Here is a 15,115-nt window from a genome sequence, read left to right on the forward strand (position 1 = left end):
AACTTAGAAAAGGGAAATTGCGCAAAGTGCTGCGCAATTTCCCTCATATTATGAAAAAAGGACTATTAGAAACCTACAACTGCTTCGATCATAATTCCGCTCCATTCACCTCCTTCAAGAAGATCGCCGGCAGGAATATCTTTGTACTGTTGTTTAACGTATTCTGCTTTCAGCAATAAGTTTTTGGTTGGGAACCAACCTGCAGCTACTTCAATTCTATTGATAGAAGCATTAACATAATCACCAGGAGTACCCCATGATTTGTTCAACTCACCACCGATTTGGTTGAATTTACCACCGATGTAAAGCTGCTCGTTAGCCAGGAAGCGGTAAACCACTTCAGCACCCATTTGAGTAACACTTCTCTTTGTATTGTCAAGGAATACATATTCTCCCTTATCATCTACAGACAAGTTATTTCCTGAAGCCATTTCGTAGATACCGAAGATTTCCAATCCTTTGAATTTGATGAAAGGATTAAATTGGATGGCCAAAATTTTGTTAGAGAATCCAGGGTTGAAACGGCCTGAGAAAGCCTTGGAAGTAAGGTCTGCTCCTGTAGCTTCCATTACGGCTCCAAAACGTGAACCAGATCTGTCCCCACCATAAAGGGTATTTCTACCGGAATTGGAGTTAGCTACCATTGAAGCAGACAGTCTGAATCTGAAGTCGCTTGAAAAAGCTTTGTCATAAGCTGCTTTCAGGTAAAGAGATGGTTTCTTTTGTTTACCATCATTATAAGCGTTAATATCACCTTTGATCAATCCTGCAGTCAAACCAGCCATTAAAGTGATTCCATCAACAGGGAACACATAAACTTCACCACCAATTTCAGTGGCAAAAGCATCCATGATGTAATTGCCAACGAATGGGTTGTAGATCGCATTACCGTTGTCAGTACGACGGAATTGCTGGTCACCATAGTTAGGCTGGAAGTGTCCGATTTTTACTCTGAAGTTTTTGTCAAACCAGTCAGAATTGTTGAACATAGGCAGTTTGTCGATCTGGATGTATCCACCTTTTACCCAAAATTCATTGTGGTGGTGTGAAGACATATAGTTTTCCAGACAAACGCGGATACCATCATCCAATTGAACGTCAAAGTTCAGGTTAGCAGTGGCAGTCGTAAAGCCAGGAGACAAGTCATACAATCCACCATCTACTCCTTCACCAGCTGCATTTAAGTGGCTCAAAGATTGGAATTGTTGAGTAAACGCACCACCGACTCTTACTTTTAATCCGTTGAATGGAGTCTCCATATCCTTGGCAGGTTCAAAAACATTGATTCCTGTTTGATCTGTAGGGCGCCAGTTTTGAATTTCCTGTGCAAAAATGCTTGTTGTAAATAACAGTGTAAATAAGCAAGCAATAAGTTTTACAATTGAAAATGATTTTTTCATGATTTATAAGTTTTAAATTTGTTCGTCTGAATCACTGTCTGTTTTTAATTTTTTTGATCCAAACTTAATTAACCTTGTTTAAAAAATAAGTCTTTGTCACATGGCTGAAAAGCAGCCGCCTAGTTCGTTTTTTTCTTTATTTTTAATTTTGCATCGGTATATGATTTTATTTCTCAATAATAGTGTTCGTTTATTCAACCTTTATTTCTGAACCAAAACGGTACGGAAATTAATGGTTACTTCGTCACCGGTGGTCATAGCTCCCATCATAGCGGTTGGAGGATCAATACCATAGGTAGTCATTTTTAATTTTTCAGAACCGGTGATTTCGTAGCTGCCGTCAGCCGTCTCTTTGGCTGCGATATCCAGACCAATAACCTTGGTAACGCCCGCGATGGTCAGGTATCCGTAAACTTTGGCCTTGAAACCATTTGAAGTTTTACTCACCTCTCCCAGACTTTTCATTTTAAATGTAATGGTAGGATGAGCATCTGTATTTAAGGCTTTGTAAATCTTTCCATCCATAATGGATCCCTTGGTACTCTTAATTGATTTTGCATCAATGTTAATTTCGCAATTGTTGATTTTGATCATTCCATCATCACTGAAAGAAAAACTGGCATTTCCTGTCACTTTATTTGCATTGGCTATCCATTCATGTACGTTTGAAGTACCCTCTATGGTAAGGGTTGATTTTGAATCGACTTTATATTCGACTGATTTGAGTTCACTCAACAAAGTGAAAGAAGCAAGAAATGAGCTTAGTACGAAGATTGAAATTAAATATCTCATTATTATTTTAGTTTAGTATTTGTTAATAATTTAAGTTGTTAATCTCTAAGTATGACGCATACTTATACCACATCAATAGCGTCAAGTATGATATAAATCATTTTTTTTAGTGATCTTTATCACAACTCAAGCCTGAAAGATAGTCATTTTTTTAGTCTTAAATAATTTTTAAATTTTTAAAAGTATCCTTAAAATTATCTTTTATTTTGAATTTCGATTGGAATGAAGAAATATTGATGAATAATAAAATAAATTATTCCTCAATATTTTGGTAATAATTTTGAAGATACAGGGACATTTGGTGGTTGATATAAAATTATTTTTTTTGGAAAATATTTTATGTCATTTTTTTTTGCTGGAGCAGATTTTTGGCTCTGGAGAATTGCGAAAATTCGCAGGTAATAATCTGCTGGTTGTTTGCCATTTTATTGGTTAAAGAAAAAACAGGCAAAAAGCTCCGGTTAGTCAATAATCTTTTTACTTTTGTCCTATAAATATTTATTAAAATGAATTTCATTCAATTACATCACCATCATTTTCATCATTGCCCTCAGGCGAAATGGAAGTGATATGTGTAATGTCTAAATAAAATATCAAATCCCGTCTGAGTAACTCTGGCGGGATTTTTTATTTCCTTTCCCGCCGTTTACTCAGGCCATAAATATTATCTTTAAAATGAGTAAACTAAAAATTGCTATCCAAAAAAGTGGCCGCCTACACGAAGACTCTTTAAAATTACTAAAAGACTGTGGCATTTCCATCAATAATGGGAAGGACCAGCTTAAGGTCAGCGTTCCCAACTTTCCCATGGAGATACTCTATCTCAGGAATTCTGACATTCCTCAATACCTGGAAGACGGAGTAGCGGATATCGCCATTATTGGTGAAAACCTGCTGGTGGAACAACAAAAACAGGTGGAAGTGGTCGAAAAACTGGGGTTTTCAAAATGCCGGGTATCCCTTGCCGTGCCCAAAGAAATAGAAACCGATGACCTTTCTTACTTTGAAGGCAAAAAAATTGCCACCTCCTACCCCAATACCCTGCAGGCTTTCCTCCAAAAAAATAAGATCAATGCGGAAATCCACGTCATCTCCGGTTCGGTGGAAATCGCGCCCAACATTGGTCTGGCCGACGGCATCTGTGATATCGTAAGTTCAGGAAGTACCTTATTTAAAAACGGACTTCAGGAAACCCAGGTCATCCTCCAATCCGAGGCAGTACTCGCCAGGTCGCTGAAACTGGACGAGGCACAGGAAGCCATTTTATCCCGTTTGGTCTTTAGAATAAAATCCGTCCTGAGGGCAAAAAACACCAAATATATTTTGATGAATGTGCCGAACGACAAGATTGAAGCCGTCAGCGCCATACTCCCGGTTCTGAAAAGCCCTACCGTTCTGCCACTGGCGGAGGAAGGTTGGAGTTCTCTGCACTCGGTCATCGACGAAGATAAATTCTGGAACGTGATCGACGAACTGAAACAAGCGGGCGCGGAAGGTATTTTAATCATCCCTGTTGACAAAATGGTCCTTTAAAATAAACACAATGAATATTTATAAATACCCGGAAAGAAATGAATGGTCTGAATTGACACAACGTCCCGCCATAGAAAAAATGGCCCTGGAAGATACTGTCAAAGATATTCTGAAAGAAGTAAGATCTTCAGGCGACGAGGCGCTGATCCGCTTTACCGAACAGTTCGACAAAGCAAAACCCGATCAAATTTTCGTTTCGGATAAGGAAATAAAGACGGTAGAAACCAAGGTTTCCGAAGTATTAAAAGCCGCGATCGATATGGCCCGGAGCAATATTGAAAAATTCCACGCCGTACAAAGGGAGGCCATCACCGTTGTAGAAACAACACCAGGTGTCCAATGTTGGCGCAAAAGCGTGGCCATAGAAAAGGTGGGGCTTTATATTCCCGGCGGAACTGCTCCGCTATTTTCTACCATATTAATGCTCGCCATCCCCGCAAAACTGGCCGGATGCCGGGAAATAGTTCTTTGCACTCCGCCGGACAAGTCAGGGAATATCCACCCGGCCATCCTCTATACGGCCAACATTGTCGGCATCACCAAAATATTTAAGGTCGGCGGAGCCCAGGCGATCGCAGCCATGGCTTACGGTACAGAAACCGTGCCCCGGGTAAACAAAATATTCGGACCAGGTAATCAATTTGTCACCAAAGCCAAAGAAATCGTGCAGCAAAGTGGTGTGGCCATCGATATGCCCGCTGGCCCCAGTGAAGTCCTCGTTATTGCCGATGTAACCTGTAATCCAAAATTTGTCGCCGCCGATCTGCTCTCCCAGTCGGAACACGGTACCGACAGCCAGGTGATTTTACTTTCGGACGACCTTACCGTTTTGGAGCAAACCATGGCCGAAGTAAAAAAGCAGCTGCAAAAATTGCCACGAAAAGCCATCGCCACCGAAGCCTTATTATATGGTAGGGCCATTTTATTAAATTCTATGGAAGACTGCATTGACTTTAGCAATCTTTACGCCCCGGAACACCTTATTATTGCAGCCGAAAAAGCAGATGCCTATACGGAGCAGGTCATTAACGCAGGTTCTGTTTTTTTGGGCAACTACAGTTGTGAAAGTGCCGGCGACTACGCCAGCGGCACCAACCATACCCTGCCGACCAACGGATTTGCCAAAAGTTACAGCGGGGTTTCCCTCGACAGTTTTGTCAAAAAGATCACGTTTCAAAAACTGAGTAAGGAAGGATTGGAAAATATCGGCCCGGCTATTGAAATCATGGCCGAGGCAGAAGCATTATTCGCCCACAAAAATGCGGTGAGCATCAGGTTGGAAAAATAACCCGGAATCATTCATAGCATTACAAAACCGTCGATATGTTTAATTTAAATAAAATTGTCAGACCAAACATTCTCTCCTTGAAGCCCTATTCCAGCGCAAGGGATGAATTCAACGGCAGCACAGGCATTTTCCTGGATGCCAATGAGAACCCCTTTGGCACGCTCAACCGTTATCCGGATCCGCATCAAAAGGCATTAAAGCAAAAACTGGCAGCCCTTAAAAATGTTGATCATGCCAATATTTTCGTTGGAAACGGAAGCGATGAAATCATCGATCTGGCTTTCAGAATTTTTTGCGAGCCGGGAAAAGATGTGGCCATGACCTTCTCCCCTACTTACGGTATGTATGAAGTGTCGGCAGCCATTAATAATGTTGGGTTGATCAAATTGCCTTTGAGTACTGACTTTAGAATCGACAGGGCGGTAACGAGAAGACTCCTTGACCAGGAAGATCTAAAACTCATTTTTATTTGTTCCCCAAACAACCCCACCGGCAATACATTCGACCGGAAAGATATTGAAATGATCCTCACACATTTCAGCGGAATGGTCATCATCGACGAGGCCTATATTGACTTTAGTCCGGAGGCTTCCTGCCTTAATCTGATCGGTAAATATCCGAACCTTATGGTGAGCCAGACGTTCAGTAAAGCATGGGGATTGGCGGCTGCCAGGGTGGGTGTCGCTTATGCCCATGAGGCGATCATTGAATTGTTCCGAAAAGTAAAGCCTCCCTACAATGTAAGTGGCTTAAATCAGCAGGCAGCCATAACAGCGCTGGAAAACCAGGCAGAATTTGAAAGGAACAAAGAAATAATTCTTAAAGAAAAAGCAAAGCTGTCGAAAGTCTTGTCCGGGATGGAAATGGTCAAAAATATCTACCCGTCCGATGCCAACTTCATCCTCGTGGAGGTAGAAAATGCCGACAAAATTTATAAATCCCTGGTGGATCAACAAGTAATCACCCGCAACCGGAACAGCCAGGTAAAAAACTGTATCAGGATTTCTATCGGAACCCCTGAGGAGAATCTTCTTTTACTCAAAGCACTTAAAAACTTAAACCATGAATAAGAAAGTACTTTTCATAGACCGTGACGGCACCCTGATCATCGAACCGAAAACGGATTTCCAGGTGGACAGCCTGGAGAAGCTCGAATTTATCCCGGGCGTTTTTCAGTGGCTGGCCCGTATCTTTACCGAACTCGACTACGAGCTGGTCATGGTGACCAACCAGGACGGACTCGGGACCAAATCGTTTCCGGAAGACACTTTCTGGCCCGCCCACAACAAAATGATGCAGGCTTTTGAGAACGAAGGCATCGTTTTTGCCGATGTGCTCATCGACCGCACCTTTGCTGAAGAAAATGCTCCAACCCGAAAACCCGGGACCGGATTGCTCCAAAAATACATCCATGGCCCCTACGACCTGGAAAATTCCTTTGTCATTGGAGACAGAACGACAGATATTGAACTGGCCAAAAACCTCGGAAGCAAAGGCATCCTCATCCGAAACGAACCCTTTGCCGATGCGGCCCTGACCACCGTAAGCTGGGCAGATATTTACCAATTTCTCAAAAGGAAGCCAAGGCAGACAGTAGTGAGGAGAACCACCAAAGAAACGGACATATCCGTCGAACTAAACCTCGATGGCTCAGGTAAAAGCGACCTGGACACCGGGCTGGGATTTTTTGACCACATGCTCGAGCAAATTGCCAAACATGGCCAGATGGATCTATCCGTAAAAGTGAAAGGAGACCTGGAAATTGATGAGCACCATACCATAGAAGACGTCGCCCTGACCCTTGGCGAGGCCTTTCTCAAAGCACTTGGCTCCAAAAAAGGGATCGAACGTTACGGCTTTTTGTTGCCCATGGACGACTGCCTTGCGCAGGTAGCCATCGACTTCGGAGGAAGGCCCTGGCTGGTTTGGGAACCTGTGTTTAAACGGGAAAAGATCGGAGAAATGCCTACGGAAATGTTCATGCATTTCTTTAAGTCTTTCAGTGATGCCGCCAAATGCAATTTGAATATCAAAGCCGAAGGCGACAATGAGCACCACAAAATTGAATCCATTTTCAAGGCTTTCGCCAAAGCCATAAAAATGGCCGTTCGGCAAACCGATAATTTTTCCATCCCCAGTACAAAAGGTAGTTTATGATAGCGATCATTAAATACAATGCCGGCAATATTTCCTCGGTGCAAAATGCCCTCAACCGGCTGGGATATGAAGGCATCCTTACAGATGATCCCAGGGAAATACTACAGGCGGAAAAAGTCATTTTCCCCGGGGTCGGAGAGGCCGGATCCACCATGAAATACCTTAGGGAAAAAGGCCTGGATAAAGTCATCCGCTCCATTGAACGGCCTATGTTGGGCATTTGCCTGGGATTGCAGTTGATGTGTTCCCACAGCGAGGAGGGCGATACAGAGTGTTTGGGTATTTTTGATGCCAGGGTGAAGAAATTTACGGCTGCTGAAAAAGTGCCCCACATGGGTTGGAATAATTTCACCAGTATGGAAGGTCCACTGTTTGAAGGAATATCAATGGAGCAGGACATGTATTACGTTCACAGTTATTATGCAGAGGTCAGTGAAGAAACCATTGCCCGGTGTGATTACATCCTGCCTTTTAGCGCGGCTATGAACAAGGATAATTTTTACGCGACACAGTTCCACCCGGAAAAATCAGCAGATGTGGGGGAACAATTGTTGAAAAACTTTCTATCATTATGAGAATCATACCCGCCATAGACCTTATCGATGGAAAATGCGTCAGGCTTTCCAAAGGAGATTACGGTACCAAAAAGGTTTATAATGAAAACCCTCTGGAAATAGCAAAAGCTTTTGAAGACCATGGCATTGAATACCTTCACCTGGTCGATCTGGACGGAGCAAAGTCCCAACACATCGTCAATCACAAAATACTGGAAGCCATTGCCCTGAAAACCAATCTTAAAATTGATTTTGGCGGTGGACTTAAATCGGAAGAGGATCTAAGGATCGCCTTTGAGTGCGGTGCGGCTCAGGTCACCGGCGGGAGCATAGCGGCCAAAGACCCTGAATTGTTTTTACAATGGCTCGATACCTACGGAAAGGAAAAGATCATTTTAGGAGCAGACAGCCACAACAGGAAGATCGCCACCCACGGCTGGTTGGAAAGTTCTGAACTAGACGTGGTGGCATTCATCAAAAATTACGAATCAAAAGGCATTGCTTATGTCATCTGTACCGATATTGCAAAAGACGGCATGCTCCAGGGCGCTTCCCATGAATTGTATTCGGAAATACTCGAAACAACAAAGGTCAAACTGATCGCAAGCGGGGGAGTCACGACTTTAGATGAACTTTATGAATTAAAGGAAGCAGGCTGCGAAGGAGCCATTATTGGCAAAGCCATTTACGAAGGCCATATTACCTTAAAAGAATTGTCGAAGTGGGTTTGATTTAATTACGAATGAGGAATTAGGGCAGTTAGAAAAATTAAATAAAATGCTAAAAAGAAGAATCATTCCATGCCTGGATATCCGGGACGGCAGAACAGTAAAAGGCATCAACTTCATTGACATCAGGGATGCCGGAGACCCGGTTGAACTGGCTAAAAGTTATGTGGAGCAGGGCGCTGATGAACTGGTATTCCTCGACATTACCGCCACCGTGGAAAACAGGAAAACACTAATCGAACTGGTCAAAAAAATAGCCCGGGAGATCAATATTCCTTTTACCGTAGGTGGCGGCATCAATTCCATTGAAGATGTTTCAAAGATTATCACCGCCGGAGCCGATAAGGTGAGCGTGAATTCAGCAGCCGTGAAGAACCCTCAGCTGGTGGCACAGATCGCCGCACAATTCGGCAGCCAGTGTGCAGTGGTCGCCGTTGACACCAAGTACGTAAACGGCGAGTGGATCGTCTATGTTCATGGCGGCAGAACCTCTACCCCTCTGAAGACCATGGATTGGGTCAGGCAGGTGGAAAATCTGGGCGCCGGAGAGATTCTGCTCACTTCCATGAACAATGACGGTACCAAAGCGGGGTTTGCCATTGACATCACCCGTGAGGTGAGCCGGGCCGTCAACATCCCGGTGATTGCCAGCGGAGGCGCCGGAAGCATGGTACATTTCAAGGAAGTCTTCGAGAAAACAGAGGCCAGCGGGGGGCTGGCGGCCAGTATTTTTCATTTCGGGGAAATCCCTATCCCTGTACTCAAACAATATTTACAAAAAGAAAAAATTTCAGTCAGATGTATATAGATTTCGATAAAGGAAACGGCCTGGTTCCGGCCATCATCCAGGATGATAAGACCTTGCAAGTACTCATGCTCGGGTACATGAACAGTGAAGCTTTCGAAAAAACCAAAACAGAAGGCAAAGTCACTTTTTTCAGCCGCACCAAAAACCGGCTCTGGACCAAAGGAGAATCTTCCGGAAATTTTTTATCGGTAAAAGATATAAGGGTGGATTGTGACAACGATACCATTTTGATCAAAGTCGATCCGGCCGGCCCCACCTGCCATACCGGCTCAACCTCCTGTTTCAAAGAAGAAACTTCAAAGGGTTTTTTGTACCAACTCGAACAAACCATCCATGACCGGATAGACTATGGCGTGGAGGATTCCTATACGAACAAGCTCTTCAACCGGGGCATCAATAAGGTGGCCCAAAAAGTTGGAGAAGAAGCCGTTGAGCTGGTCATCGAAGCTAAAGATAATGACCCCGACCTGTTTAAAAACGAAGCCGCTGACCTGTTATACCATTTCCTGATCCTGCTTAAAGCGAAAGCATTCAAACTGTCTGATATCGAAACAGTGCTGTTGAACCGATCCAAATAAAAAATTACAAAATATCCACCACAGCATTGGAATTTATTTCAATTGTCCTATATTTGTGTAATCGATTACATTGATTTAATATTATGACTCATTCAGAATTTAGATACGCTTCCCATCCTGTTGATGCACGCAGTTATGGCACCGAAGAATTAAGAGCTCATTTTTTAATTGAAAACCTCCTTACAGAGGATCAGGTACAGCTTACCTACTCCATGTACGACCGCTATATCGTCGGTGGGGCCATTCCAGTAAAAAAGGCGTTGAAACTGGAAACCATCCCTTATCTCAAAGCCGAAAACTTTCTGGAAAGAAGGGAGTTGGGCGTCATCAACGTCAGTGGAAAAGGAACGGTTACAGTGGACGGAACCGTTTATGAATTGAGTAAGAAAGAAGCACTTTATGTTGGACAAGGGTGCAAAGAAGTGTTTTTTGCCGCAGCAGATGGGGAACAGCCATTGTTTTACCTGAACTCCGCTCCCGCCCACCGAAAAAATCCTACCAAAAAAGTGGGTCGGGAAGATGCTGAAGTTATCCAGCTGGGGGATGAGAAATACGCCAACAAAAGAATTCTGAACAAGCTTCTCGTAAATGGCATCGTGGAAACCTGCCAGTTGCAAATGGGCATCACAGAATTGCTGCCCGGCAATGTTTGGAATACCATGCCGGTGCATAACCATACCAGACGTATGGAAGCTTATTTTTACTTTGATCTGGAAGAAGGCCAAACGATATGCCACCTGATGGGAGAACCCCAGCATACCCGGCATATTTTCCTGCACAACAACCAGGCTATTCTGTCGCCGGAATGGTCCATTCACTCAGGATCAGGGACTTCAAATTACTCCTTTATCTGGGGTATGGCCGGAGAGAATTTAGATTATGGCGACATGGACGTTTGCCCTCCTGCTGACATGAAATAATTAGCCAATACACCTTAATTTTTATTCTTTTCCTATTTTAACGGTAATTTTTACTGGATATGACAAACCAAGCCAACTACATACACGACAATTTTCTGTTGGAAAACAAATTCGCGGAAAGGCTCTATCACGAGTATGCAGCCAAAATGCCGATCATTGATTACCACAATCATCTGCCCCCCGCAGAAATTGCCGGAAACAGAATCTTTGAGAACATCACCCAGGTATGGATTTATGGTGACCATTACAAATGGAGAGCCATGAGGGCTCTGGGTATCCAGGAAAAGTACATTACCGGGCCGGCCAGCGACGAGGAAAAATTCCGTATGTGGGCCAAAACCGTTCCGTACACCATGCGAAACCCTCTTTATCACTGGACCCACCTGGAGTTAAAAAGGTATTTTGACATCGACGTATTGCTCAACGAAGACAATGCGGCCGAGGTTTACCGGGCTGCCAGCGACAAGCTAAACACTCCCGGCTATAGTTGCCAGAATTTGTTGACCAAAATGAATGCGAAGGTGGTATGTACCACTGAAGATCCACTGGACAACCTGGAGCACCATCAAAAACTGGCGAAAAGCGATTTCAAAACAAAGATCAGCACTGCCTTCCGGCCCGACAAAGCCATCTTCATCCACGATATCGGTTTTAATAACTACGTTGATAACCTCGAAAAGGTTGTCGGTTTTAAGATACAAACCTATGATCATCTGCGGGATGCGCTCAAAAATCGCATTTCCTTTTTCCATGAGAACGGCTGCCGGATTTCAGACCATGGTCTGAACCACATTTTTTTTGAATCCTTTACAGATTCGGAAATAAAGGGCATTTTTCATAAAAAAAGAACACAACAGGAGGTCACCAAGGAGGAAGCGTCAAAATTCCAAAGTGCCGTTTTGCTGTTTTTTGCAGAATCCTACCATGAACTGGGATGGGTGCAACAGTACCACCTGGGAGCATTGAGAAACAACAACAGCCGCATGCTCAGTTTATTGGGCCCCGATACCGGCTGGGACTCTATCGGCGATTTCCAACAGGCAGAAAACCTGTCAAAATTCCTCAATGCCCTGGACAAAAAAGATAAGCTGGCCAAAACCATCCTGTACAACCTGAATCCTGCCGACAATGAGGTCATCGCTTCCATGATCGGCAACTTCAATGACGGTTCCGTAAAGGGAAAAATTCAATTTGGTTCCGGATGGTGGTTCCTCGATCAGAAAGACGGTATCATCAAACAACTGAATGCTCTGTCCAATATGGGTCTGATCAGCGTTTTTATTGGTATGCTCACCGATTCGCGGAGTTTTCTTTCCTTTCCAAGGCACGAGTATTTCAGGCGCGTATTGTGCAATTTATTCGGAACAGAGATCGAAAAAGGAGAATTGCCAAACGATATCGAATGGATCGGAAAACTGGTTTCGGATATCAGTTATAATAATGCGAAGGAGTATTTTGGGTTTTGAGGGAAGTCCAATGATTCAATGATACGATGATTCAATGATTCAATGATACGATGATTCAATGATTCAATGATTCAATGATTCAATGATACGATGATTCAATGTTTCATGGAGAGACTATTTTTAGAATTTTTACAGTAGATTTAGTTTCATAAAAAAACCAACACTTTAAATAATTTACCAATGCAAAAAGTAGTCACTTTCGGAGAAATAATGTTGAGGCTTTCGCCTCCTGGTTTTTTAAGATTCTCCCAGGCCTCGAGCTTTGATGTGGTGTATGGCGGAGGAGAATCCAATGTCGCTGTATCACTGGCCAACTATGGTATACCGGTGGATTTTGTCACAAGACTTCCCAAAAATGACATCGGAGATTGCGCTTTGATGGAAATGCGAAAAAGAGGCGTCAATACAGACCATATTGTATTCGGCGGCGAACGCCTGGGTATTTATTTCCTGGAGACGGGAGCCGTGTCCAGGGGCAGCAAGGTCGTTTACGACAGGGCCCATTCTTCCATCAGCGAGATCAAGCCGGGCATGATCGACTGGGATAAGGTTTTTGAAGGCGCCGACTGGTTCCACTGGACCGGTATCACACCGGCCATTTCCCAAAGTGCGGCAGATGTTTGCCTCGAAGCCCTGGAAGCCGCCAGTGCCAAAGGACTTACCATCTCCACCGATCTCAACTACCGGGCGAAACTTTGGAAATACGGTAAAAAACCCGGAGAAATCATGCCTAAGCTGGTCGACTTTTGCGATGTGATCCTCGGCAATGAAGAAGATGCGGAAAAACATTTCGGCATCCATCCGGAAGGACTTGATGTAACCCAGGGACATGATATTAGCGCCGAGGCGTTCCTCTCCGTTTGCCAGCAAATGATGGAAAAATTCCCAAAAGCCAAGAAAGTAATTACCACCCTCCGGGGTTCCATCAGTGCGTCTCACAATTCCTGGGCCGGTGTGTTGTACGATGGAAAAACCATGTACACCTCTCCTACTTACCAGATCACGGACATCGTTGACCGTGTCGGAGGCGGAGATTCCTTCATGGGAGGATTGATCTATGGTCTTAAGCAGTACGCCGGCGATGACCAGGCAGCATTGAATTTTGCGGTGGCGGCTTCTTGTCTGAAACATACCATCGTAGGCGATGCCAACCTGGTGACCGTTGACGAGGTGGAAAAATTACTGGGAGGCGATGCTTCAGGAAGGGTTTCAAGGTAAAAAATAAAAAATAAAAAAAATGGCACGATATTCAAGATTAGAGGTGGCCTCCGTGATGAAAGACACGGGCATGGTTCCTTTGTTTTTTCATCCAGATGTAGAACTCGGCAAAAAGGTAATCAAAGCCTGCTACGAAGGCGGCGCCCGCCTATTGGAGTTTACCAGCAGGGGCGATTTTGCCCATGAGATTTTCGGAGCATTGAACAAATATGCCCTGGCAGAACTTCCCGGAATGATCCTAGGCGTGGGTTCGGTCACCGATGCAGGTGCAGCCTCTCTTTATATGCAGTTGGGCGCTAATTTTGTCGTCACTCCCGTTCTCAGGGAAGACATTGCCCTGGTCTGTAACCGCCGAAAAGTATTATGGTCACCGGGCTGTGGATCGCTCACAGAAATCGCCAGAGCAGAGGAACTCGGATGCGAAATTGTAAAATTATTCCCAGGGGGAACCTATGGCCCCGGATTTATTAAAGACATCAAAGGACCAAGTCCCTGGACCAGCATCATGCCTACAGGCGGAGTATCGCCTACGGAAGAAAATTTACGGGCATGGTTTGAAGCCGGCGTGACTTGTGTAGGCATGGGATCTCAACTCATTTCAAAAGAAATTCTGGCCAGCCAGGACTTTGAGACTTTAAAAAATAACGTTCGTAAAGCACTGGACATCATCAAGCAAATCCAAAACAAATAAACCATGCGTAACCTGACCCTTTTCGGCTTTCTCACCTTTATTATCGGCCTTTCCGGGTGCGATCAACTGCGGCAAACCAGGCACATAAAACTCGCTCACGGGCTGGATGTGAATCATTCCGTACACAAAGCCATGGTTAAAATGGGAGAAGACCTGTCAGAAATGTCAGGCGGCAAACTACAACTGGATATCTATCCAAGCCAGCAATTGGGTACCGAGCGGGAATGCCTGGAATTGCTCCAGATCGGAAGTCTGGATATGACGAAAGTATCGTCAGGAGTGATGGAAAATTTTGCCCCAAAGATGAAGGTCTTTGGCCTTCCTTTTCTTTTCAGGGACCGGGAACATTCCTTCAAGGTATTGGACGGACCCATTGGCCAGAGTTTACTGGATGAAGGAGAGAAATTTTGGTTAAAAGGGCTCGGTTATTACGACGCCGGAAGCCGGAGTTTTTATACCAAGGACAAACCAATTAATACTCCTGACGACCTTAAAGGTTTGAAAATCAGGGTAATGGAAAGCGTGACCGCCATGGATATGGTCAGAAGCATGGGAGGATCGCCAACGCCCATTTCCTGGGGAGAATTATACACTTCCCTGCAACAAGGCGTGGTAGATGGTGCCGAGAATAACCCTCCAAGTTTTTATTTATCGCGGCATTATGAAGTTTGTAAATATTATTCACTGGATGAGCACACTGTTTTACCCGATGTACTCATCATTGGCACACATCTGTGGAATAAGTTGTCGGAGCAGGAACGTGGCTGGCTCCAAAAAGCTGTCGATAATTCTGTAAAATACCAGCGGAAATTATGGGCCGAAGCCGAAGCCTATGCTTTGGAACAGGTTCAGAAAGAAGGCGTAAAGGTTATCTATCCGGATAAGACATTGTTCTCACAGAAAGTTGGAGAAATTTACGACCAATACAAAAATGACAAAGCCATGTCCAGCATAATTCAGCAAATTCAAGAAACTAAATAAT

General features: G+C 44.2%; 15 protein-coding genes. 13 read left to right on the forward strand and 2 right to left on the reverse strand.

What is annotated here, in order from left to right; all coding sequences use genetic code 11:
• Nucleotides 1-65 precede the first annotated feature (65 nt).
• Nucleotides 66-1,400: a hypothetical protein gene (locus H6571_23125; GenBank protein ID MCB9326638.1), complete on the reverse strand. Its 1,335-nt coding sequence runs from the start codon at nucleotides 1,398-1,400 to the stop codon at nucleotides 66-68.
• A gap of 201 nt (nucleotides 1,401-1,601) precedes the next feature.
• Nucleotides 1,602-2,192 carry a YceI family protein gene (locus H6571_23130; GenBank protein ID MCB9326639.1) on the reverse strand — a complete coding sequence of 197 codons (591 nt, stop codon included), beginning with the start codon at nucleotides 2,190-2,192 and terminating at the stop codon, nucleotides 1,602-1,604.
• 675 nt (nucleotides 2,193-2,867) lie between these two features.
• Between H6571_23130 and H6571_23135 the strand changes: the two genes are divergently transcribed.
• The 13 genes from H6571_23135 to H6571_23195 all read left to right on the forward strand — a co-directional run bounded on the left by H6571_23135 (nucleotide 2,868) and on the right by H6571_23195 (nucleotide 15,114).
• The gene (locus H6571_23135) at nucleotides 2,868-3,725 is read left to right on the forward strand and encodes an ATP phosphoribosyltransferase (GenBank protein MCB9326640.1); all 858 of its coding nucleotides are present in this window, start codon (nucleotides 2,868-2,870) and stop codon (nucleotides 3,723-3,725) included.
• Between the two features lie 10 nt (nucleotides 3,726-3,735).
• Nucleotides 3,736-5,013 carry a histidinol dehydrogenase gene (hisD, locus tag H6571_23140; protein ID MCB9326641.1) on the forward strand — a complete coding sequence of 426 codons (1,278 nt, stop codon included), beginning with the start codon at nucleotides 3,736-3,738 and terminating at the stop codon, nucleotides 5,011-5,013.
• Between the two features lie 35 nt (nucleotides 5,014-5,048).
• Nucleotides 5,049-6,083 carry a histidinol-phosphate transaminase gene (hisC, locus tag H6571_23145; protein MCB9326642.1) on the forward strand — a complete coding sequence of 345 codons (1,035 nt, stop codon included), beginning with the start codon at nucleotides 5,049-5,051 and terminating at the stop codon, nucleotides 6,081-6,083.
• Nucleotides 6,076-7,170 (forward strand): bifunctional histidinol-phosphatase/imidazoleglycerol-phosphate dehydratase HisB, encoded by a 1,095-nt coding sequence (gene hisB / locus H6571_23150; protein MCB9326643.1) that lies wholly within the window; start codon nucleotides 6,076-6,078, stop codon nucleotides 7,168-7,170. Before hisC ends, hisB begins: the two co-directional genes overlap by 8 nt.
• Complete coding sequence (gene hisH, locus H6571_23155) at nucleotides 7,167-7,745, forward strand: imidazole glycerol phosphate synthase subunit HisH (GenBank protein MCB9326644.1); 579 nt, start codon at nucleotides 7,167-7,169, stop codon at nucleotides 7,743-7,745. The genes hisB and hisH overlap by 4 nt, the downstream gene beginning before the upstream one ends.
• A complete protein-coding gene (gene hisA / locus H6571_23160; protein MCB9326645.1) occupies nucleotides 7,742-8,455 on the forward strand; it encodes a 1-(5-phosphoribosyl)-5-[(5-phosphoribosylamino)methylideneamino]imidazole-4-carboxamide isomerase in 714 nt (237 codons plus the stop codon). The genes hisH and hisA overlap by 4 nt, the downstream gene beginning before the upstream one ends.
• A gap of 46 nt (nucleotides 8,456-8,501) precedes the next feature.
• On the forward strand, nucleotides 8,502-9,260 hold the full coding sequence (hisF, locus tag H6571_23165; GenBank protein ID MCB9326646.1) for an imidazole glycerol phosphate synthase subunit HisF: 759 nt from the start codon (nucleotides 8,502-8,504) through the stop codon (nucleotides 9,258-9,260).
• Nucleotides 9,251-9,838 carry a bifunctional phosphoribosyl-AMP cyclohydrolase/phosphoribosyl-ATP diphosphatase HisIE gene (locus tag H6571_23170; protein ID MCB9326647.1) on the forward strand — a complete coding sequence of 196 codons (588 nt, stop codon included), beginning with the start codon at nucleotides 9,251-9,253 and terminating at the stop codon, nucleotides 9,836-9,838. The genes hisF and H6571_23170 overlap by 10 nt, the downstream gene beginning before the upstream one ends.
• 83 nt (nucleotides 9,839-9,921) lie before the next feature.
• Nucleotides 9,922-10,758 carry a 5-dehydro-4-deoxy-D-glucuronate isomerase gene (gene kduI, locus H6571_23175; protein MCB9326648.1) on the forward strand — a complete coding sequence of 279 codons (837 nt, stop codon included), beginning with the start codon at nucleotides 9,922-9,924 and terminating at the stop codon, nucleotides 10,756-10,758.
• Nucleotides 10,759-10,817: 59 nt separating this feature from the next.
• Nucleotides 10,818-12,224: a glucuronate isomerase gene (gene uxaC / locus H6571_23180; protein MCB9326649.1), complete on the forward strand. Its 1,407-nt coding sequence runs from the start codon at nucleotides 10,818-10,820 to the stop codon at nucleotides 12,222-12,224.
• A gap of 180 nt (nucleotides 12,225-12,404) precedes the next feature.
• Entirely contained in the window at nucleotides 12,405-13,442 is a 1,038-nt protein-coding gene (locus tag H6571_23185) for a sugar kinase (protein MCB9326650.1), read from the forward strand.
• Between the two features lie 19 nt (nucleotides 13,443-13,461).
• Complete coding sequence (locus tag H6571_23190; GenBank protein MCB9326651.1) at nucleotides 13,462-14,133, forward strand: bifunctional 4-hydroxy-2-oxoglutarate aldolase/2-dehydro-3-deoxy-phosphogluconate aldolase; 672 nt, start codon at nucleotides 13,462-13,464, stop codon at nucleotides 14,131-14,133.
• Between the two features lie 3 nt (nucleotides 14,134-14,136).
• Nucleotides 14,137-15,114 (forward strand): TRAP transporter substrate-binding protein, encoded by a 978-nt coding sequence (locus H6571_23195; protein ID MCB9326652.1) that lies wholly within the window; start codon nucleotides 14,137-14,139, stop codon nucleotides 15,112-15,114.
• Nucleotide 15,115 lies beyond the last annotated feature (1 nt).

Source organism: Lewinellaceae bacterium, from assembly GCA_020636105.1.
Classification (GTDB): Bacteria; Bacteroidota; Bacteroidia; order Chitinophagales; family Saprospiraceae; genus BCD1.

Bases quoted from the DNA above. Each gene is read 5' to 3' on its own strand.
- hisH (MCB9326644.1), top strand. From the start codon at position 7,167: ATGATAGCGATCATTAAATACAATGCCGGCAATATTTCCTCGGTGCAA.
- hisB (MCB9326643.1), top strand. From the start codon at position 6,076: ATGAATAAGAAAGTACTTTTCATAGACCGTGACGGCACCCTGATCATC.
- hisF (MCB9326646.1), top strand. From the start codon at position 8,502: ATGCTAAAAAGAAGAATCATTCCATGCCTGGATATCCGGGACGGCAGA.
- hisA (MCB9326645.1), top strand. From the start codon at position 7,742: ATGAGAATCATACCCGCCATAGACCTTATCGATGGAAAATGCGTCAGG.
- kduI (MCB9326648.1), top strand. From the start codon at position 9,922: ATGACTCATTCAGAATTTAGATACGCTTCCCATCCTGTTGATGCACGC.
- H6571_23195 (MCB9326652.1), top strand. From the start codon at position 14,137: ATGCGTAACCTGACCCTTTTCGGCTTTCTCACCTTTATTATCGGCCTT.
- H6571_23185 (MCB9326650.1), top strand. From the start codon at position 12,405: ATGCAAAAAGTAGTCACTTTCGGAGAAATAATGTTGAGGCTTTCGCCT.
- H6571_23190 (MCB9326651.1), top strand. From the start codon at position 13,462: ATGGCACGATATTCAAGATTAGAGGTGGCCTCCGTGATGAAAGACACG.
- hisD (MCB9326641.1), top strand. From the start codon at position 3,736: ATGAATATTTATAAATACCCGGAAAGAAATGAATGGTCTGAATTGACA.
- H6571_23170 (MCB9326647.1), top strand. From the start codon at position 9,251: ATGTATATAGATTTCGATAAAGGAAACGGCCTGGTTCCGGCCATCATC.
- H6571_23130 (MCB9326639.1), bottom strand. From the start codon at position 2,192: ATGAGATATTTAATTTCAATCTTCGTACTAAGCTCATTTCTTGCTTCT.
- hisC (MCB9326642.1), top strand. From the start codon at position 5,049: ATGTTTAATTTAAATAAAATTGTCAGACCAAACATTCTCTCCTTGAAG.
- uxaC (MCB9326649.1), top strand. From the start codon at position 10,818: ATGACAAACCAAGCCAACTACATACACGACAATTTTCTGTTGGAAAAC.
- H6571_23125 (MCB9326638.1), bottom strand. From the start codon at position 1,400: ATGAAAAAATCATTTTCAATTGTAAAACTTATTGCTTGCTTATTTACA.
- H6571_23135 (MCB9326640.1), top strand. From the start codon at position 2,868: ATGAGTAAACTAAAAATTGCTATCCAAAAAAGTGGCCGCCTACACGAA.